This window comes from Micromonospora sp. NPDC048830 (assembly GCF_043198215.1).
Classification (GTDB): Bacteria; Actinomycetota; Actinomycetes; order Mycobacteriales; family Micromonosporaceae; genus Micromonospora.
In genome coordinates, this window is the sequence record NZ_JBICUP010000029.1 from 1 (window position 1) to 19,393 (window position 19,393).

Sequence of the window (19,393 nt, forward strand, 5' to 3'; positions counted from 1 at the left end):
GCGGCGAATGGGCTATCCCTGACCTGCTCCGCAGGGGTTCCGTTTCCTCCCCACGGCTAAAGCCGGGGGTTTCCACGGAAGACATTCGATGAAGGACAATTTCACGAACGCGGTGGGCGACGCCGTCCGCTCGGTGCTGCTGTTCCTGCCCAAGGCGGTCGCGTTCCTCGCGATCCTGCTGGTCGGTTGGCTGATCGCCAAGGCCGTGCTCAGGCTCGTCGACAAGGTGCTCGAGCGGGTGCGCTTCGACCGGGCGGTCGAGCGTGGCGGCATCAAGACCGCCCTGGCCCGATCCCGTTACGACGCCAGCGACATCGTCGCCAGGCTGGCCTACTACGGGGTCCTGCTGGTCACCCTGCAGCTCGCCTTCGGCATCTGGGGCCCGAACCCGGTGTCCGACCTGATCCACGGCGTCGTCGCGTGGCTGCCCGGGGCGTTCGTCGCGATCGTCATCGTCGTGGTCGCCGCCGCCATCGCCAGGGCGGTCAGGGACGTCATCTCCAGCGCCCTCGGCGGCCTGTCCTACGGCCGGATCCTCGCCACCGGGGCCTCGGTGTTCATCCTCGGCCTGGGCGTCATCGCCGCCCTCAACCAGATCGGCGTGGCCACCACGGTCACCACCCCGGTGCTCATCGCCGTGCTCGCCACCGTCGGCGGCATCCTCGTCGTCGGCGTCGGCGGCGGCCTCGTCCGCCCCATGCAGAGCCGCTGGGAAGGCTGGCTCGCCCGCGCCGAGGAGGAGTCGCAGGCCATCGCCAGCCACGCCCGCGCCTACACCGCCGGCCGCCGCGACGCCGACGCCGCGATGACGGCCAGGCCGCCGGCCCAGCCCGTCGCCGGCGACCCTGTGCCGGCCATGCCGCAGGCCCGGCCGGCCGCCGACGAGTCCGTGGCGGCAAGCGACGAAGCCACCATGGTCATCCCGCCGGTCCGCCGCGGCGACTACCGCTGACCGGGCGCACGCGGCGACGACCGCCGGCCGGGCGGCTCGCTCCCAGCCAGCCGGGCGGCTCGCTCCCGGCCGGCCGGGCTGGCCGCGGGTCAGGCGGCCGTGCCGGCGGTCAGCACCTCGAACACCCCGATGACCTGCATCGTCCTGCGCGTGACGCCGCGCGGGTTGGTGGCCTGGAACGCGACGCCGCTGCTGTTCGCGGCCGTGCGGGCGTCCAGCAGCGCGCCGATGCCTGTGGAGTCGCAGAAGGTGACCCCGGCGAGGTCGACGACCAACCGCCCGGGCCGGCCCGCCGTGATCGTCTGCGTCACGCTGTCGTACAGCGTCTCGACCGTGGCCAGGTCCAACTCGCCGGCGAGGACCAACCGCACCGCCCCGTCGGCGTCGACGTGCCGGGCGACCTTCACCGCCGCTCCCCCCTCGCGCTGCCCGGCGAGCGCACGGGCCCGCCGGGGTACGGGCGCAACTCGACCCAGACCCGCTTGCCGCCCTCGTGATCATGCACGCCCCACCGCGCCGACAGGGCCTCGATCACCGCGATGCCCCGCCCCCCGACGCCGTCGGGGTCACGGCGACGGGGCACGACTGAGGAGCCGTCCGCGACCGAGAGCACGACCCTCCCCTCGTGGGCCTCGGCGGTGAGCTCCACGCAACCGCCCCCGTGGCGTACCGCGTTGGTGACGAGCTCGCTGGTCACCACCGCCGCGGCATCGAGCCACTCCTCGTCCCGGAAACCCCAGCCCTCGAGCAGGGCGGTCACCGCCCGACGTGCCGCACCGGGCGCGTGGATGCCGAGGGGCAGGTCGAGGTGGGCGGTCAGCTCGCTCATGGCCGACGAGATCCTGTTCTGCTGGCGGGTACTGACAGCCGCGAGTCCGCGATGCCATCGACGCGGTGGGACACTACCCGTCCGGCCACGTCGAGAAACCTACCCGTCGGTGGCGAGGGGCGCCCGCCGGGCGAGCAGGAAGACCGCGACGGCCACGACCGCGAGCCCGAGCACCTGGCCCACCGCGGCCCCGGCGCCGGTCATGATCCGCTCGTCCAGCCAGAACAGCCCGACCGCGATGGACACCAACGGGTCGGCGACGGTGATGGTCGCCAGGGCGGGCGCGCCCATCGGGCCGGCCTGGTAGGCGTTCTGGCTCAGCAGCACGCCGAACGGGCCGAGCACGGCGATGGCGTAGGTCTGCCACTGCCCGAACACCGACAGTGGGCTCGCCGCGAGGTGGAAGCCGAGGCTGCTGATCAGCCCGGCCGTCACGCCGTAGCAGACGCCGGCCGCGAGGGCCAGCGGCAGCGGGCGCCACCGGCGCTCCAGCCGCACCGCGGCCAGCAGGCACAGCCCCACCGAGACCACCACCGCGACGTTGAGCAGCAGGGCCGAGCCGACGGAGTCGAACCCCTGCCCCTGGCTACGGGTGGGCCGCGTGGCCGCCAGGAAGGCGGCGAGCCCGAGCAGGCACAGCGTCGACTCCAGCAGCAGCGGCGGGTCGGGCCGGTGGTGCTCGGCTGCGGCGAACACCAGGACGTACCAGATCAGCCCGGTCACCAGCAGGGGCTGCACCAGGATCAGCGGCGCCAGGCTCAGGGCCGCGACCTGCAGGGCGAACGCCGCCGCGGCCAGCACGACCGACCAGCGCCAGATCGGTACGCGGAACAGCCGCACCAGCAGCCGCGGCTGCCCGGCCCGTTCCTCCGGCACCTGGCGGGAGGCGCGGTACTGCAGCACCGAGCACGTGCCGAACGCGGCGGCGGCGGCCAGGGCGAGCGTCGCGCCGGCCGCCAGCTGACCCGTGTCGTTCACCGGTGCACCGCCGGGATGCCCCGTCCCTCAGGGCGGGGAGGAACGGCGGACGCCTCGTCAACCACGATCGTCCCGGCGGCCATACCGTCTCCTTGCGGTGTCGCGTGCGGGCCGGGCCTACCCGGCCCGACCGGGGGTAAACGCCGGTCGGCGCTTCAGGGCGGCCGCCGATCGAGGCGGCGCGGCAGCGGGAGGGTGCGCCACGGCAGCCGCAGGAGCAGCCGCGCGATCAGCAGCCCCAGCAGGTATCCGCCGATGCTGTCGGTGAGCCAGTGGTAGTTCAGGTGCGTGGCGCCGGTGAAGGCCAGCGGGCCGGGCAGCCACTGCAGCAGGCGGCGCGGCGCCGCCGCCAGATACGGTGCGAGCAGCACCGCCAGCACCGTGTAGTAGACGACGGCGTTGCTCACATGCCCGGACGGGTAGTACTCCTCCCAGCCGTCGCCGAACATGCGCGCCGACCCGTGGTGCGGGGCGCCCCGGGACGTCCACCGCTTCAGGCCGACGATCAGCAGCGTGCTCACGATCGGGGCCAGGCCGGACAGGACGATCGGGCGCACGGTGCGGTGCCGCCAGGCCAGCCAGCCGGAGACCAGCACGGTGACCGTGGTGAGCGGTCCGCCCTGACCGAACCCGTCGAGGATGCGCATCACCACGTACACCGGCGGCGGGCGGTGCGCGTCGCACCAGTCCCGCACGGCGATGTCCAGGCGCAGCAGCGGCGGCGACCAGGCCAGCGCCGCGGTGAGCGCGGCGAACGCGGCGACCAGCAGGGCGTCGAACCACCACCCGGCCGGGACGGGCGTCAGCACGGGTACGCCGAGCGGGCGGGGCCGCCGCGCCCCTGGTCGCCCCGTTGCCATGACGCCTCCCGGCAGTGCCGCCCGGCGGGCACCTGATGTCCGAAGATATCCCATCTATCCGTAAAGGAGTCGTTAAGCTGGTGAACGCCCTGGAGGGGCGACTCCCGGCGTCCCTCCCCCACCCACCGCCTGGGAGCGCCCGAGATGCCAGCGACCCCCGCGCCACCCCCGGCCGCCCAGCCGGGGTCCCGCGGGAGCCACCGGGAGGAGGCGCGGACGGGGGCGCCGGGCGGGGCCGCCGAGCCGCTGCCCCGGCGGGTGCTGGTCGTCTCGGCCGACATCGGCGGCGGGCACGACGCCACGGGGCGGGCGCTGGCCGAACGCGCCCGCACGCTGTGGCCGGGCAGCCGGGTGGGCTGGGTGGACACCCTCGACGTCATGGGCCCGGGGGTCGGCCGGCTGTTCCGGCGCACCTACGTCACCAACGTCGACGCGACGCCCTGGCTGTACGAGTTCTTCTGGGCGGCGATCTGGCGGTACCCCTGGTTCGCGACCGCCTCCAAGTGGTTCACCGGCGCCTGGGCCGGCCGGGGACTGGCACCGGTGGTCGAGGCGTTCGACCCGGATCTGATCGTCTCCACGTACCCGCTGGGCAGCGCCGGGTTGGCCTGGCTGCGCCGGCGTCGCGGCCTCGGCGTACCGCTCGGGGCGTGGGTCTGCGACTTCGCGCCGCACCCGTCCTGGGTCTACTCCGAGCTGGACCTGGACGTGCTGGTCCATCCGGCGGCGCTGCCGGTGGCGGCGGTCGCGGCACCGGGCGCGCGGCTGGGGGTGGCGGCGCCTCCGGTGCTCGACCGGTTCCGCCCCGGCGACCGGGCCGAGGCCGCCAGGCGCTGCGGTCTCGACCCGACCCGGCCGGCGGTGGTGGTCGCCTGCGGCTCGTACGGCTTCGGTCACGTGGAGGAGGCCATCGGCGCGCTCGTCGGCATCGGGGACGCGGTGCAGGTGGTGGCCGTGTGCGGGCGCAACGAGCGGCTGGTGGCGCGGCTGGCGGCGCTGGACGTTCCGCCCGGCCGGCTGCAGGTCCGGCACTGGGTCGACGACATGCCCACCCTGCTGCGGGCCGCCAGCCTGGTGGTGACCAACGCGGGCGGAGCCACGGCGCTCGAGGCGTGGGCCACCGGGACGCCGATCGTGATGTACCGGCCGATCGCCGCGCACGGCGTGGCCAACGCGGCGCTGATGAGCGCGGCCGGGCTGGCCGAGACGGCCCGCAGCCCGCAGGCCCTCGTCGCCTGCGTCCGCAGCCAGCTCTTCGGCCGGCAGCCCCCGGTCGCGCCCGCGTCCCATCCGCGCCTGCCGGACCTCGGGCTGCCCGCGCTGGCCGCCGCGCGGTCCCCGGCGGCCGACGACGCGGGCGCGGAACCTCGCCGGACGACCGCCCGGCCGGCCAGCTGGCCGCTGCGACCGCAGGACGCGTTCTTCCTGCACGTGCAGTCCGACACGGTCGCCCAGCAGATCGGCACGGTCATGGAGCTCGGGCCCCGGCCGGACGGCCGCCCGGTCGGCGCGGCCGACCTCACGGCGTTGCTGGCCCGGCGGCTGCCCGTGATCGCCAGCCTGCGCCGCCGCCTGGTCGACCGGGGGCGGTGGCGGCGGCCCGGCTGGGTGCTCGAGCGGTACGTCGATCCCGCCGAGCACGTCGAGGAGGTCCGGGTCGCGCCGGGCGACGACGGCGACGCCGCGCTGGACCGGTTCTGGTCCGAACCGCTGGCCGTCGACCGGCCGCCCTGGCGGATGCTCCTGGTCGGCGGCCTTCCCGGCGGGCGGACCCGGGTGGCCGTCAAACTGCACCACTGCCTCGGCGACGGGCTGGCCGCGATCGGCGTCCTGACCCGGCTGCTGGACCGTCCGGACGTCGCCGGGCCGGCGGCGCCCGCCGGGACGGGACGCGGGCCGGTGGCCGGGACCGGGCCGGTGGCCGGGACCGGGCCGGTGGCCGGGACCGGGCCGGTGGCCGGGACCGGGCCGGTGGCCGGGACCGGGCCGGTGCCCGTCGCCGCCGCGCCGCGGGGCGGGCCGCCGCTGCGGCTCGGCCTGGTCGCGCGCGGCCTGGCCCGGCTGGCCACGCAGGGGCCGGCGCCGGCCACCGGTTTCAACCGTCCGCTGCGCTCGCCGCGCCGCCGGCTGGTCACCGTGACCCTGCCGGCCGCCGAGGTGCTCCGCGCGGCGCGGGCCTGCCGGGCGCACGCCAGCGAGCTGATGCTCGCCCTCACCGCCGGGGCGCTGGACGTCCTCGACCCCCACGGGGCGCCGCCGCGGCTGCGGGCGATGTTCGCCGTCTCCGACAACCCGCGACAGCGGGCGCCCACCCAGGGCAACTGGACGGGTGCGGTCACCCTCGACCTCCCGCTGGGCCGGTTCCCGGCGCGGGGCCGGGTCGCGGCCGTCCAGCAGTCGCTGCGCGCCGCGCTGGGCAGCGGCGAGGCCGAGGCGGCCGGCGTGGTGATGCGGGCGATGGGCGTGCTACCCGCGCCGCTGCACCGGGCGCTGGCCCGGCGCGTCTACACCGACCGGCACCTCAACGTCGTCGTCTCCTACGTGTCGACGCCGTGGCAGTCGCGGCTGCTCGCCAGCGCCCCGCTGCTGAGGGCCACACCGGTCGTCGCGCTCGCCCGGGGCGTACCCGTCGGGGTGGGGGTGCTGCGGTGCGGGGACAACATCGACGTCGGGGTGCTGCTGGACGACCCGCTCGCCGAGGCCGGCGCGGCGTTCGTCGACGCGGTGCGCGCCGGGCTCGCCGAGCTGCTCGACGACGCCCCCGGGAGCGCGGCGGCGGACGGCGAACCCGCCCGGCGGCGCAGGGGCCCGGTCCCGCCAGGGGTGTCGCGGTGCGCCTGACCGGCGCGGTGGTCCTGGTCACCGGCGCGTCGTCGGGCATCGGGGCGGCCGTGGTGCGGCGGCTCGCCCGCGCGGGCAGCCAGGTCGTGGCGGCCGGCCGGGACCGGGAGCGCCTGGCCCGGCTGGCCGCCGAAACCGGCGCCGCCACGCTGCTGACCGACCTGGCCCGGCCCGGCGCGGGGCGGGACCTGGCCGAGCGGGTCCTGGCCCGGCACACCCGGGTGGACGTCCTGGTCAACAACGCCGGCGTCGGCTGGGCCGGCCCGTTCGGCGGCATGGCCGCCGCGGTCGCCGACGAACTGCTCGCGGTGAACCTGCACGCGCCGATCGAGCTGACCCGGGCGGTGCTGCCCGGGATGTGCCACCGGGGCGGTCACCTCGTGTTCGTGGGCTCGATCGCCGGCCGGCTCGGGGTGGGCGGCGAGGCCGTCTACGCGGCCGGCAAGGCCGGCCTCGACGTCTTCGCGCAGAGCCTGCGGCTGGAGCTGGCCCACCGCCGGGTCGGCGTCAGCGTGGTGGTTCCCGGGGTGGTCGACACGCCGTTCTTCGCCCGCCGGGGACAGCCGTACCGGCGCCGCCGGCCCCGTCCGCTGCCGCCGGAGCGGGTGGCCGACGCGCTGGCCGACGCGATCGTGCGGGACCGGGCCGAGGTCTACGTGCCGGGCTGGTTGCGCCTGCCGGTGGCGGTGCGGGCGCTGCTGCCGGGGGCGTACCGGCGCCTGGCCGCCCGGTTCGGCTGACGCGGCGCGGCTCCGGCGCGGCGGGGCGTCAGGTGTCGCGCGCCGCCCGCAGCGACTGGCGCAGCGAGGACATGGTCGCCAGCACGGCCGTCGGCTCGTACCCGCAGTGCGCCATGCAGTTCGCGCAGCGCGCGTCCCGGCCGCGGCCGTAGCTGTCCCAGTCGGTCGAGTCCAGCAGCTCGCGGTAGCTGGCCGCGTACCCGTCGGCCATCAGGTAGCAGGGCCGCTGCCAGCCCAGCAGGGAGTACGACGGGATGGCCCAGGCGGTGCAGGGGAAGTCGACCTTCCCCTCGAGGAAGTCCAGGAACAGCGGCGAGTGGTTGAGCCGCCAGCGGCGGCGCCGGCCCCCGGCGAACGCCTTGCGGAACAGCTCCCGCGTCTCCGTGACGCCGAGGAAGTGCTCCTGGTCCGGCGCCTTCTCGTAGGCGTACGCCGGGGAGAGCATCATCTCGTCCACCCGCAGCTCGTCGTTGAGGTAGTCGAGCACCTCGATCACGGTCTGCGGGGTGTCGGTGTTGAAGAAGGTGGTGTTGGTGGTGACCCGGAAGCCGCGCCGCTTGGCCTCCCGCACGGCGGCCACCGCCGCGTCGAAGACGCCGTCCTTGCACACCGCCGCGTCGTGCCGCTCCCGCAGGCCGTCGATGTGCACCGTGAACGCGAAGTACGGCGACGGGCGGAACTTGTCGATGTGCTTCGGCAGCAGGACGGCGTTGGTGCACAGGAAGACGAACTTCCTGCGCCGCACCAGCTCGGCGACGAGGGTGTGGATCTCCGGGTGCATGAGCGGCTCGCCGCCGGCGATGGAGACCATCGGCGACCCGCACTCCTGTACGGCGGCCAGGGCCTGCGCCACCGGCATCCGGCGCTTGAGCAGGTGCGCCGGCTGTTGGATCTTGCCGCAGCCCGCGCACTTCAGGTTGCAGGCGAACAGCGGCTCCAGCTCCAGCAGCAGCGGGAACCGCGTCCGGCCGCGCATCTTCTGTGCCACCAGGTAGCTCGCGATCCGCAGGCTCTGGCGCAGCGGCATGCTCATGGCTGCCGTACCTCCTTCGGAAGGGTGAAAGCGACGTCCTCGACGGTCGTGGTGTGCTCGCTCACCTCCCTCGCCCCGAGTGCGCCGAGCGCGGCGACGACCTCGTCGACCAGCGCGGGCGGCGCCGAGGCCCCGGCGGAGACCCCGATCGTGGTGACGCCGGCCAGCCAGCGCAGGTCCACCCGGCTCACGTCGTCGACCAGGTACGCCCGCGCGCCGGCCCGCTCGGCGACCTCCACCAGCCGCCGGGAGTTCGAGGAGTTGTCGGAGCCGAGCACCAGGACGACGTCGGCGCGCCCGGCGACCTCGGCGACGGCGCGCTGCCGGTTGGTGGTGGCGTAGCAGATGTCGTCCGAGCCGGGGCCGGCCAGGTCCGGGAACCGGCGGCGCAGCGCCTCGACGATCCCCGCCGCCTCGTCCGTGGCCAGGGTCGTCTGCACCAGGTACGACACCCGATCCGGGTCGTCGACCTGCACCGTCTCGGCCGCGGCCGGGTCGGACACCAGGCGGATCCGCCCGGGTGCCTCGCCGAGCGTGCCGTCGGTCTCCTCGTGACCGGGGTGCCCGATCAGCAGCACGGTGTCGCCCCGGCCGGCGAACCGGCGCGCCTCGGCGTGGACCTTCGTCACCAGCGGGCAGGTGGCGTCGATCACCGGCAGCCCACGGTCGGCGGCCTCCCGGCGTACCGCGGGTGCCACGCCGTGCGCGGAGAAGACGGTGAGGGCCCCGTCCGGAACCTCGTCGAGGTCGTCGACGAAGACCGCGCCGCGGGCCCGCAGGTCGGCCACGACCCGGGCGTTGTGCACGATCTGCTTGCGGACGTACACCGGGGGGCCGTGGCGGTGCAGGGCCTGCTCCACCACCGCGATCGCCCGCTCGACCCCCGCGCAGAAGGACCGGGGCGAGGCCAGCAGGACCCGCCGCAGGCCGCTGCCTGCCGCCGCCCACTCGGTCAGCGCCGCCGCCACGACCGGCAGCACCGCCAGCGCGGCGCGGACCCGGCGCAGCGTCGCCGGCCGGTACAGCGGCCCGGCGGCGGTGTCGGCGACCACGCGTACGCAGGCCGTGGGCCGGTCGGCGCACCCGGCCAGCAGCCAGGCCGACTCGCAGTCGGCGACCAGCGCGCCGGTCGCGGCCAGCCGGGCCCGGGTCGCGCCGTCGACCAGCCGGTCGGTGCTGAGCACGGGGCCGACGTGCACCCGCAGCCCGCGGCGGCGCAGGGCGGCGGCGAGCACGGCGGCGTCCGGCATCCGGACCGCACCCGCGGGGCCGTCGGGAGCCAGTGGATCGGCGCGCACCTCGCTGGCCACCACGACGTCGCCGGACGCCAGCCCGGGGGCCAGCCCGCCGCCGATGCCGGCGACGGCGACCGGGGTGCCGTCGCCCGGCCGGTGCGCGGCGGCGGACCGGGCGCGGCGTGGCCTGACGCCGGTGCGCCGCAGCGCCGGCCGGCCGCGCGGATCGTCGGCCAGTCCGCGCCGCAGCGCCGACGCCTCCGAGCGCATCGGTGCGTACAGCGTCCAGGACGGATGGTCCTCCGCTGCGTTCACGCCAACGCCTCGGCGTCGGGGCCGGCGGCGCGGGCGTCCAGGATGCGGCCGAGCGCGCTGATCGGGAAGACCAGCCGGTACAGGCCGTAGTTGATGTAGAAGTCGCCGGGGAAGCCCGTCCCGGTGTACTGGGGTTCGTCCCAGCCGCCGTCGGCGCGCTGCGTGGCGACCAGCCAGGCCACCCCGCGGGACGCCGGCTCCCCCGCGCCGTGGCCGGCGGCGTGCAGGGCGAGCAGCGCCCAGGCGGTCTGCGAGGCGGTGGACTCGCCGCGGCCGACCCAGGCCGGGTCCCGGTAGGAGCGCAGGTCCTCGCCCCACCCGCCGTCGGGGTTCTGGTGCGCGAGCAGCCAGTCGACGGCCCGGCGGATCGCCGGGTGGCCGGGCCGCAGACCGGCAGCCACCAGCGCGGGCACCACGGCCCCCGTGCCGTAGACGTGGTTGGCCCCCCAGCGACCGAACCAGGACCCGTCCGGCTCCTGCGCCCGCAGCAGCCAGGCCACGGCGCGGCGTACCGGCACCGTGTCGGCGAAGTGCTCCGCCGCCAGCGCCTCGACGATGTGCGCGGTCACGTCGGCGCTCGGCGGGTCGATGACCTCGCCGAAGTCGCAGAACGGCAGGTCGGCGAGCACCGCCCGGGTGTTGTCGGCGTCGAACGCGGCCCAGCCGCCGTCGCGGCACTGCATGCCGAGCAGCCAGCGGGTGGCGCGCAGCACGGCGGCGTCGGCCGGCACGTCGGTACGCCGCAACGCCATGATCACCTCGGCGGTGTCGTCGGTGTCGGCGTACCCGTCGTTGTCGAACTCGAACGCCCAGCCGCCGACCGGGGTGTGCGGCCGGCGTACGGCCCAGTCGCCGCGGACCTGGATCTCCTCGTCGAGCAGCCACGCGCCGGCCCGGACCAGGGCGGGGTGCCCGGCCGGCAGCCCCGCGTCGGACAGCGCGGTGACGGCCAGCGCGGTGTCCCAGACCGGCGACTGGCACGCCTCCAGCCAGCGCACCGGACCGTCCGGGGTCTGTTGGCGCACCGTGAACCGCTCCAGTCCGGCCAGGCCGGCCCGCAGGACCGGGTGGTCCAGCGGGTAGCCGAGCAGGTGCAGCGCCATCAGCGAGTACACCCACGGCGGCTGGATCCCGCCCCAGGACCCGTCGGCCTCCTGACGGGCCACGATCCACTCGGCGGCCCGGCGCAACGCGTTGCGGCGCAGCGGGCCGCGGGCGACCCGCTCGTAGCCGGCGGCGAGCCGGTCGAGACGGTGCAGCACGCCGGCCCGGGTGCGCAGCCGGGGCGGCCGGGGCGGCGCGGCCGCGACGCGCAGCTCGTCGACGGTGAAGCCGAGGTCGCGCACCGGGCGCAGCGCGCGGACGACGGACAGCGGGACGATGGTCTGCCGGGCCCAGCAGGCGAAGTCGTAGACGTTGAACGGCATCCAGGACGGCAGCAGCACCAGCTCGGGGGGCACGGCGGGCAGCCGGTGCCAGGGCCAGTGGCCGAACAGGGCCAGCCAGAAGCGGGTGAACACCCGGCTGGCGGCCAGCCCGCCGTGGGCGCGGACGAACGCGGCGGCCGACGCCATGTGCGGCGCGTCGGGCGCGTCACCGGCCAGCCGCAGCGCCAGGTACGCCTCGACGGTGGTGGACAGGTCGCCCGGGCCGCCGTGGAAGGTGGCCCACGCGCCGTCGGGCCGCTGCTGGGAGCGGATCCAGCGCGCGGACTCGGCGGTCTGCTCGGCGGTCCGGATGCCCAGGAACTGCCGCAGCAGCAGGTCCTCGGCGTCCATGGTGACGTTGGTGGCCAGGTCCCCCTTCCACCAGCCGGCGGCGTCCTGCAGGCCGAGCAGGTGGTCGCGGGCGCGGCGCAGCGCCGCCCGGGCGGCGTCGGACGGGGTCACGGCGGCGGGCGGGGCCTCGACGACGGACCCGGCCGGCTTCGGCGAGAGCAGGTCGGTCATCAGTGATCCCGTCCGGTGATGAAGGTGGCGATGTCCGCGAGTTCCCGGCGTACGTGCTCGGGCAGGTCCAGTTCGGCCAGCTCCGCCCGGGCCCGCTCGGTCTCCCGCGCCGCCCGCCGCCGCGTCCAGTCGCGGGCCCCGCTCGCCTCGACCAGCCCGGTCGCGCGGGCCACGTCGTCGTCGGTCGGCGGCGCCGGTGACCGGTACAGCTCCGCCAGGTCCTGGGCGGCGCTGCCGCCGCCGGTCAGCGCCCGCACGACGGGGATGCTGCGTTTGCGGGCCCGCAGGTCGGCGCCGACGGGTTTGCCGGTGCGCCGCGGGTCGCCCCAGATGCCGAGCAGGTCGTCGACGAGCTGGAAGGCCAGCCCGAGGTGGAAGCCGAACCGGGACAGCCCGTCGACCAGCCCCGGCGGCCCGCCGCACAGCAGCGCCCCGAGCGCGCACGAGCCGGCCAGCAGCGCGGCCGTCTTGTTGCCGGCCATGCCGAGGCACTCGTCGAGCGTGACGTCGTCGCGGCGTTCGAATTCCAGGTCGGCGGCCTGCCCGCAGATCAGGGCCCGCACGTCGACGGCGAGCCGGCGCACCGCCGCGCCGCCGCCGGGAGCCTCGGCGAGCGCCTCGTGGGCCAGCCCGATCAGGGCGTCCCCGGCGAGGACGGCCGGGCCGACCCCGAACACGGTCCAGGCGGTGGGTCGGTGGCGGCGCTCGGTGTCGCCGTCCATCACGTCGTCGTGCAGCAGCGAGAAGTTGTGCGCCAGTTCCACCGCGGCGGCGGCCGGCACGCCGGCCCCGGGTTCGGCGCCGGTGGCCTGGGCCGACAACAGCGCCAGCGCCGGACGCAGTCCCTTGCCCTGGCAGGCCGCCGGTGTGCCGTCGGCGTTCCAGTAGCCCAGCTGGTAGCCGGCGACGAGGCGGTTGGCCGGGTCCAGCCGGTCCAGCAGCGCCCGGATGGCCGGTTCCACGTGGGTGGCGACCAGGGTGGTGCTGTCGCTGCGGGCGATGGTCATCGTGCGGCCTCCGTGTGGTGTCGGGGCCGGGACGCGAGCTGGCGGGCGACGACGTCGGCGGCCTGCTGGCCGCTGCGCACCGCGCCCTCCATCGTGTCCGGCCAGCCCGTGTCGGTCCATGCGCCGGCGAGTACCAGCCCGGGCAGGCCGGTGGCCGTGGCCGGCCGGTACGCCCGGGTGCCGGGCGCCTGCCGGAAGGTGGCCCGCGGCTCCCGGGTGACGAACGCGTCGCGTAGCGGGGTGTGCCGCGCGGCGGGGAACAGCGCGGCGAGCGCCGCGCGTTGGGTCGCCACCAGCTCGGCGGTGGGCCGCTCGAGCTCGGCGTCGGCGGCGGACAGGGACACCACCACGTACTGGCCGTCCTCCGGGTCCGGCCGCGTGAAGATCCACTGCGCCGGGGACTCCACGGCGGCGGCCATGGTCAGCCCGGTGATCGGGCGGGTGTAGCGCAGGTGCACGTTGACGATCGGCGCGGCGCCGAGGCGGTGCCAGTCGCGGGCGGCGGGCGCGGCGGCCGGCGGGACCAGCGCGGCTGCGACCTGGTGCGGCACGGCCAGGACGACGGCGTCGGCGGCGATCTCGCCGGCGTCGGTGCCGACGCGGAAGCCGACGGGTTCGGGGTGGATCCACCGGACGCGGGCGCGGGTGTGCACCCGGGCGCCGAGCCGGTCCAGCAGCCGTCGGGCCGGGGCGGCGTGCAGGTCGGTCAGCGGGACCAATGGCCGTCCGATGTCGCCGGCGTCCGCGGCCTCCAGCAGCCCGGTGCGGAACACCCGGGCGGCCAGCGCCAGGGACGCCCGGGCGCTGGGCAGGTTCAGCGCGGCCACCGTCACCAGGTCCCAGAACCGACGCACGGCGCGGGCGTCCTGGCCGTGGTCGGCGAGCCAGTCGCCGAAGCTGCGCGCGTCGGTCTCGGGCAGGTCGGGGTCGACGTGCCGCAGCGCGGCGGCGGCCCGCAGGGCGGCGAGCCGCTGCGCGGGGGCGAGCGGCCGGTAGCCGGCCAGCGCGGGCAGCAGGTGCGCCGGCGCCGGCAGGCGGCGGCGGGTCAGCAGGTGCGGGGGCCGCCCCGGCAGCAGCACCGGCACCGCGAACCGCGGCTGCACCCGGGTGCCGGCGGTGGTGCCGAGCCGGTCCAGGAGGCCGCGGTAGGCGTCGTAGCAGCGGAGGAAGACGTGTTGGCCGGTGTCGACGGTCAGCCCGTCGCGGCGGAAGGAGTAGGTCGCTCCGCCGAGTTCCGGGCGGCTCTCCAGCAGCGTCACCGGCAGGCGCAGGTCGGCCAGGCGGATCGCGGCGGCAATGCCGGCCAGGCCACCGCCGATGACGCACACGCTGCCGGCTCCGCCCGGCGGCGGGCCCGGGGCGCTCATCCGGTGCGCCCGACGAGGGCGCGTGCGGCGACCCAGGCCTTCTCCCGCCCGGGCAGCGACACCCGGCGGTGGGTGACGGCGAGGGGGTCCGCCGCGATCCGGTCGAGCAGCCGGCGGTAGATGCCGGCCATCGCGGCGGTGCAGGCCGCGCTGCGCCGGTCCAGCAGGGGCAGCAGCCGCAGCCCGGTGTCGTACCACTGCGCGGCCCGGCGCGCCTCGAAGCGCACGAGCGCGATCAGCCGGTCGGGCGGGTCGGCGAACCGGGTGCCGTCGAGCCGGAGGGCACACCCGAACCGGTCCAGGTCCTCGGCCGGCAGGTAGGTCCGCCCGGCGGCCCGGTCCTCGAGCAGGTCGCGCAGGATGTTGGTCAGTTGCAGCGCCACGCCCAGCGCGTCGGCCAGGGGCTGGGCCCGGCCGGGGTCGACGGCGCCGAACACGCCGAGGGACAGCCGGCCGATGGACCCGGCCACGCATCGGCAGTACCAGTGCAGTTCGTCGAAGGTGGCGTACGCGCGGCCGGTCACGTCGGCGGCGCACCCGTCGACGAGTTCGTCGAACGCCGCGAGCGGGATCGGCATCCGGGCGGCGGCGTCGGCGAGCGCGGTGAGCACCGGGTCCCGGCCGTCGCCGGGCAGCACGTGCAGCTCGGTGCGGGTCCGCTCCAGGCGGTCGAGCTTCTCGTCCGGCGGCAGGGTGCCGTCGCCGATGTCGTCGATGCGCCGGGCGGTGGCGTAGATGGCCGAGAGGGCGCGGCGCTTCGCCGGTGGCAGCAGCCGGATGCCGTACGCGAAGTTGGCGGCCCGGCTGCGGGTGATCTGCTCGCAGCGCCGGTAGGCCGTGTCGACGTCGCAGGTCGCGGTCATCCGGCGCTCCTCACGGTGGCGGACAGCCAGCACAGCAGGACGCGCCGGCCCCGGGGGCGGACGGTGGTCCGCAGCGGGTCGTGGTCGGCCGCGGCCAGCGCGTCGAGGGTGGCCCTGCCGCCGGCCAGGTAGCCGCCCACCGCGAGCCGCGCCCAGCCGTGCAGGGCCGAGACGAGCGGGGCGCCGGCGTCGAGCCACGCCCGGGCCCGCTCCGCGGAGAACTCGACCAGTTCCCGGAGCTGGCGCCCGGCCGTGGGGCGGGCGAGGTCGGCCTCGGTGACGCCGAACCGGGCCATGTCCTCCGCCGGCAGGTAGACCCGGCCGCGGCGGTGGTCCTCGGCCACGTCCTGCAGGTGCTCGACGATCTGCAGCGCCGTGCACACCCGGTCGGACAGCGCGATCCGCGCCGGGCTGTCCTGCCCGAAGACGCGCAGGACCAGTTCGCCGACGGGGTTGGCCGACAGGGTGCAGTACTCGACCAGCTGGTCGAAGGTGGCGTAGCGGGTCACCCGCTGGTCGGCCCGGTTCGCCTCGACCAGCCGGACGAGCGCGTCGAGGGGCAGCCGGCACTCGGCCACGGTGGGGACGAGGACGCGGACCGCCGGGTGGGTCACCCGGCGGCCGGCGTAGAGCAGGCGCAGCTCGGCCTCGACCTCGTCGAGGGCGGCGAGCCGGTCGGTCGGGGCGGGCAGGGCCTCGTCGCCGAGGTCGTCGACCTGACGGGCGTAGGCGTAGAGCGCGAGCAGGTGGCGGCGGTACCGGCGGGGCAGGATCCGCAACGCGACCGGGAAGTTCTCCCGTGTCCGGGCCTGCTCGACCCGGCGCGCCGGAACGACGGCCGCGCTGTGGCTCATGTGCGTTTCCTTCCTGCCGGGCACGGGGCCGCCGGTGTCTGCTCGTCCGGGCACCCCCAGAACCAGCGCGAATTCACCTTAACCAGCCTGTTCCGCTGCAATTCTGCGATTCGCGCCAAATCCCCTGACCCGGGCGGTCAGCGCGGCGGCCCCGCCCTGGTGTCCGCCGGTGCGGGCCTCCTCGGCTGCCACGGCCAGCGCCCGTCGAGTTCAACCTCGAGCGAGAAGCTGAGGAAGGTCCGCACCAGGACGATCAACGCCAGCACGCCGACGCTGCGGAAGCTCGGGGCGACCGCCACGGTCCGGATGATGTCGCCGCCGACGAGCAGCTCCAGGCCGAGCAGGATGGCCCGGCCCACGGCCTGCCGGTACGGACGGTAGAGGTCCATGACCCGGCGGGTACGCCAGCAGCGGTAGAGGAAAAGAGCGGAGGCGCCGGTGACGCCGACGGCGATGACCAGTACGCCCGTGAGATCCAACAGCGTCCCGACGCGCTCGATGAACCCCCTGGTCGGCACGCTGTCGCCTCCGGCCCGCGCTGTCGCCCGGCCCGACCCGTTCCTGGGCCGGTTCTCCTCCACCATCGCGTACCGCCGCCGGGCGCGGGCGGCGTTCCGGGCTTCCCGCGGAAACCGGGCCGGCGGGGAGGCGACTGGTGGCCCGGCGCCGGCCCCGCACGGCGAGGCGAGGCGAGGCGAGGCGAGGCGGAGGTGCCACGGCAGAGGCCGGGGCCCCGACGTCAGACCGGGGCCCCGGCTGGTCGGTCCGCGGGCGGCGGATCAGAGGTTGAGCGTCCAGCTGTTGATGTAGCCGGTGTCCGCGGTGGCCGCGTCCTGGACCCGCAGGGTCCAGGTGCCGTTGCGGGCCTCCGAGGAGAGGTCGACCGTGTACGTCTGGTTGATGTTGTCGGTGCCGCCGCCGGCCCGGTTGTGCAGGACGTACGCGCTGCCGTCCGGGGCGACCAGGGTGACCACCAGGTCACCGATGTAGGTGTGCACGATGTCCACCGCGACGGTGCTGGTCGCCGAGGCGTTGCCGGAGCAGCCGCTGATGGCGATGGTGCTGTTCACCGTGCTGTTGTCCGGGATCGTCACGTCGGTGCCGTTGGTGCCGGTGCAGCCGGGCGTGCCGTCGCCGGTCAGGTTCAGCGTCCAGCTGTTGATGTAGCCGGTGTCCCCGCCGGCGGCGTCCTGGACCCGCAGCTTCCAGGTGCCGTTGGCGACCTCGCTGGACAGGTTCACCGTGAACGTCTGGTTGATGTTGTCGGCGGCGCCGCCGGCCCGGTTGTGCAGGACGTACCCGGTGCCGTCCGGCGCGACCAGGGTGACCACCAGGTCACCGATGTAGGTGTGCACGATGTCCACCGCGACGGTGCTGGTCGCCGAGGCGTTGCCGGAGCAGCCCGAGATGGTGATCGAGCTCTCCACGGTGGTGTTGTCGGGGATGGTGACGTCCGTGCCGTTGGTCTGCGAGCAGCCGGGCGGGCCGTTGACCGTCAGCGTGTACGACGTGGTGTTGGTGGTCACGGTGCCCCGACCGGTGATGGTCACCGCGTAGGTGCCCGGGGCGGTGCTGCCGGTGGTGCTGATCGTCAGGGCGGCCGAACTGCCGGAGGTGACCGACGACGGGCTGAAGGTCGCGGTCGCGCCGGTGGGCAGGCCGCTGGCGCTGAGGCTCACCGTCTGCGGGCTGCCGATGGTGGTGGTGGTGCCGACCGTCGCGGTGACGGAGCTGCCCGGGTTGACCGAGCCGGAGTTCGGCGACACGCTGATCGAGAAGTCCTGCGTCGGCGGGACGATGTTGCCGACGTAGAGCAGCTTGTTCGGCGAGCCGGTGCCGGGGCTGGTCACGACGCCGTTGGTGGCGTCGTTGACGAGCTTGTCGCGCACCTGCTGCGGCGTGTACGACGGGCTGGCGGTGAGCACCAGGGCCGCCGCGCCGGCGACGTGCGGGCTGGCCATCGACGTGCCGCTGATGGTGTTGGTGGCGCTGTCGCTGGTGTACCAGGCCGAGGTGATCCCCGAGCCCGGCGCGAAGATGTCCAGGCAGGTGCCGATGTTGGAGTAGCTGGCCCGGGCGTCGTTGCTCTCGGTGGCCCCGACGGTGATCGCGTTGGGGGTGCTGGCCGGGGACTTGCCGCAGGCGTCCGAGGCGGTCTCGTTGCCGGCGGCGACGGCGTAGCTCACGCCGTCGGCGATCGACCTGGTCACCGCGTCGTTGGTGGCCTGGTCGAAGCCGCCGCCGAGGCTCATGTTCGCCACCGCGGGCTGGCCGGCGGCGTGGTCGCCGGTGACCCAGTCGATGCCGGCGATGACCTGGGCGTAGGTGCCGCTGCCGCCGCAGTCGAGCACCCGGACGCCGACCAGGTTGACGGTCTTGGCCACGCCGTAGCTGGTGCCGCCGACCGTGCCGGCCACGTGGGTGCCGTGCCCGTTGCAGTCGTCCGCGGCGCCGCCGTCGATGGCGTCGAAGCCGCTCACCGCGCGACCGCCGAAGTCGCTGTGCGAGAAGCGGATGCCGGTGTCGATGATGTACGCCTTCACGCCCGAGCCGGTGTTCGGGTAGGTGTAGGAGCTGTTCAGGGGCAGGTTGCGCTGGTCGATCCGGTCCAGGCCCCAGGACGGCGTCGGCGACTGCGTGCCGGCGAGCGTCACGGTGTGGTTCTGCTGGACGTACTTCACCGACGGGTCGGCCGCCAGCCGCCTGGCCTGCGCCGCCGACATCCGCGCCTCGAAGCCGCGCAGGGCGTTCTGGTACGTCCGCTCGACCGTGCCGCCGTGCCGACCGACCAGCGTCCTGGCGTTGGCGGCGACGGCGCTGCCGGCCACGCCGTCGTCGAGCACCACGATGTACGAGTCGGTGACCGCGGTCGGGCCGCCGGCGCGGAGGATCTGCCCCTCGGCGGGCGTGGCGAAGGCGGGCGTGGCGAAGGCGTGCGTGGCGAAGGCGGGCGTGGCGAAGGCGGGCGTGGCGAAGGCGGGCGTGGCGAACGCCGCGGCGGCGACGGTCGCGGCGGCCACGGCCGCGACCCGCCAGTGGCGCCCGGATGATCGTGCGAGCCTCATCTACCCTGTCTCCCTCTGTTACCTGATCGTGCGCGCATGGCGCATCAATCGATGAGTGTTGCAACAGTGAGGCGATCCTAGGCCGACGTCGGTCGATTGTAGAGATATATGATTCTCGATCGATTTACCGTATGCTGGGCAGTTCCATCAATCCCCGTCGCAGTCTCCACCGGAAGCCGGGGGCAAAGGTTTCGGGCGGTTGACAGTCTCGAAACGATCGACCGCGGAGGGATTTGTCCCGCAGCCGATCGTGCCGCCGCGCCCGCCCGACCCGCGGGTCGAGCTTTTGCGCGTACAGGCGGCATTTCGAGTGACGCCGGCAGATATGCCGCGCCGCCCAACCCATCCGCCCTCTCGGGAAATAGCCGACCAGCCACGCGGAAAGGCGAAGAAGACGGACGACATCCCAGAAAAGCGCCCGTTCACGGGAGCCGACGGGCTGGACGGGGACCGGCTCGCCGCGCCGCGGCAGGCCCACCTTCTCCGATAGGTGACCGACGAACTA

16 protein-coding genes and 2 pseudogenes are annotated in these 19,393 nt (G+C 75.5%); 3 read left to right on the forward strand and 15 right to left on the reverse strand.

The genetic code is table 11. From position 1 onward, the window contains the following. Positions 1 to 88: 88 nt before the first annotated feature. Positions 89 to 952 carry a hypothetical protein gene (locus tag ACGFIZ_RS22805; protein ID WP_393422235.1) on the forward strand — a complete coding sequence of 288 codons (864 nt, stop codon included), beginning with the start codon at positions 89 to 91 and terminating at the stop codon, positions 950 to 952. 89 nt (positions 953 to 1,041) lie between these two features. On the opposite strand, the gene ACGFIZ_RS22810 is transcribed toward ACGFIZ_RS22805, so the two are convergent. From ACGFIZ_RS22810 to ACGFIZ_RS22825, 4 genes are all read right to left on the reverse strand, one after another. Continuing rightward, positions 1,042 to 1,359 carry an STAS domain-containing protein gene (locus tag ACGFIZ_RS22810; RefSeq protein WP_393422237.1) on the reverse strand — a complete coding sequence of 106 codons (318 nt, stop codon included), beginning with the start codon at positions 1,357 to 1,359 and terminating at the stop codon, positions 1,042 to 1,044. Next, positions 1,356 to 1,781 carry an ATP-binding protein gene (locus ACGFIZ_RS22815; protein ID WP_393422239.1) on the reverse strand — a complete coding sequence of 142 codons (426 nt, stop codon included), beginning with the start codon at positions 1,779 to 1,781 and terminating at the stop codon, positions 1,356 to 1,358. Before ACGFIZ_RS22815 ends, ACGFIZ_RS22810 begins: the two co-directional genes overlap by 4 nt. Positions 1,782 to 1,880: 99 nt before the next feature. Continuing rightward, the gene (locus ACGFIZ_RS22820; RefSeq protein ID WP_393422241.1) at positions 1,881 to 2,759 is read right to left on the reverse strand and encodes a DMT family transporter; all 879 of its coding nucleotides are present in this window, start codon (positions 2,757 to 2,759) and stop codon (positions 1,881 to 1,883) included. A gap of 155 nt (positions 2,760 to 2,914) precedes the next feature. After that, positions 2,915 to 3,619 carry a phosphatase PAP2 family protein gene (locus tag ACGFIZ_RS22825; RefSeq protein ID WP_393422243.1) on the reverse strand — a complete coding sequence of 235 codons (705 nt, stop codon included), beginning with the start codon at positions 3,617 to 3,619 and terminating at the stop codon, positions 2,915 to 2,917. A gap of 144 nt (positions 3,620 to 3,763) precedes the next feature. Between ACGFIZ_RS22825 and ACGFIZ_RS22830 the strand changes: the two genes are divergently transcribed. Both ACGFIZ_RS22830 and ACGFIZ_RS22835 read left to right on the forward strand, forming a co-directional pair. Beyond that, positions 3,764 to 6,460: a wax ester/triacylglycerol synthase domain-containing protein gene (locus ACGFIZ_RS22830; protein WP_393422245.1), complete on the forward strand. Its 2,697-nt coding sequence runs from the start codon at positions 3,764 to 3,766 to the stop codon at positions 6,458 to 6,460. Next, positions 6,451 to 7,200, forward strand: coding sequence for an SDR family NAD(P)-dependent oxidoreductase (locus ACGFIZ_RS22835; RefSeq protein ID WP_393422247.1), 750 nt, complete (start codon positions 6,451 to 6,453; stop codon positions 7,198 to 7,200). Before ACGFIZ_RS22830 ends, ACGFIZ_RS22835 begins: the two co-directional genes overlap by 10 nt. Positions 7,201 to 7,228: 28 nt before the next feature. On the opposite strand, the gene hpnH is transcribed toward ACGFIZ_RS22835, so the two are convergent. From hpnH to ACGFIZ_RS22890, 11 genes and pseudogenes are all read right to left on the reverse strand, one after another. Beyond that, on the reverse strand, positions 7,229 to 8,233 hold the full coding sequence (hpnH, locus tag ACGFIZ_RS22840; protein WP_393422249.1) for an adenosyl-hopene transferase HpnH: 1,005 nt from the start codon (positions 8,231 to 8,233) through the stop codon (positions 7,229 to 7,231). Beyond that, entirely contained in the window at positions 8,230 to 9,189 is a 960-nt protein-coding gene (gene ispH, locus ACGFIZ_RS22845; protein ID WP_393422377.1) for a 4-hydroxy-3-methylbut-2-enyl diphosphate reductase, read from the reverse strand. The genes hpnH and ispH overlap by 4 nt, the downstream gene beginning before the upstream one ends. A gap of 51 nt (positions 9,190 to 9,240) precedes the next feature. Continuing rightward, positions 9,241 to 9,738, reverse strand: a pseudogene (locus ACGFIZ_RS22850) (hypothetical protein); the annotation flags it as partial. A 41-nt stretch (positions 9,739 to 9,779) separates the two neighbouring features. After that, positions 9,780 to 11,732, reverse strand: coding sequence for a squalene--hopene cyclase (gene shc, locus ACGFIZ_RS22855; protein WP_393422251.1), 1,953 nt, complete (start codon positions 11,730 to 11,732; stop codon positions 9,780 to 9,782). Continuing rightward, positions 11,732 to 12,739: a polyprenyl synthetase family protein gene (locus tag ACGFIZ_RS22860; RefSeq protein ID WP_393422253.1), complete on the reverse strand. Its 1,008-nt coding sequence runs from the start codon at positions 12,737 to 12,739 to the stop codon at positions 11,732 to 11,734. Before ACGFIZ_RS22860 ends, shc begins: the two co-directional genes overlap by 1 nt. Then, positions 12,736 to 14,106, reverse strand: coding sequence for a hydroxysqualene dehydroxylase HpnE (gene hpnE / locus ACGFIZ_RS22865; protein ID WP_393422255.1), 1,371 nt, complete (start codon positions 14,104 to 14,106; stop codon positions 12,736 to 12,738). Before hpnE ends, ACGFIZ_RS22860 begins: the two co-directional genes overlap by 4 nt. Next, entirely contained in the window at positions 14,103 to 14,969 is an 867-nt protein-coding gene (gene hpnD, locus ACGFIZ_RS22870; protein WP_393422257.1) for a presqualene diphosphate synthase HpnD, read from the reverse strand. The genes hpnE and hpnD overlap by 4 nt, the downstream gene beginning before the upstream one ends. Beyond that, on the reverse strand, positions 14,966 to 15,823 hold the full coding sequence (gene hpnC, locus ACGFIZ_RS22875; RefSeq protein ID WP_393422259.1) for a squalene synthase HpnC: 858 nt from the start codon (positions 15,821 to 15,823) through the stop codon (positions 14,966 to 14,968). The genes hpnD and hpnC overlap by 4 nt, the downstream gene beginning before the upstream one ends. 137 nt (positions 15,824 to 15,960) lie before the next feature. Further along, positions 15,961 to 16,341, reverse strand: coding sequence for a DUF1622 domain-containing protein (locus ACGFIZ_RS22880; protein ID WP_393422261.1), 381 nt, complete (start codon positions 16,339 to 16,341; stop codon positions 15,961 to 15,963). 261 nt (positions 16,342 to 16,602) lie between these two features. Then, the gene (locus ACGFIZ_RS22885) at positions 16,603 to 18,843 is read right to left on the reverse strand and encodes a proprotein convertase P-domain-containing protein (protein WP_393422379.1); all 2,241 of its coding nucleotides are present in this window, start codon (positions 18,841 to 18,843) and stop codon (positions 16,603 to 16,605) included. Next, a pseudogene (locus ACGFIZ_RS22890) lies at positions 18,764 to 18,952 on the reverse strand (hypothetical protein); the annotation flags it as partial. The pseudogene ACGFIZ_RS22890 and the gene ACGFIZ_RS22885, both read right to left, overlap by 80 nt. Between the last annotated feature and the right edge of the window lie 441 nt (positions 18,953 to 19,393).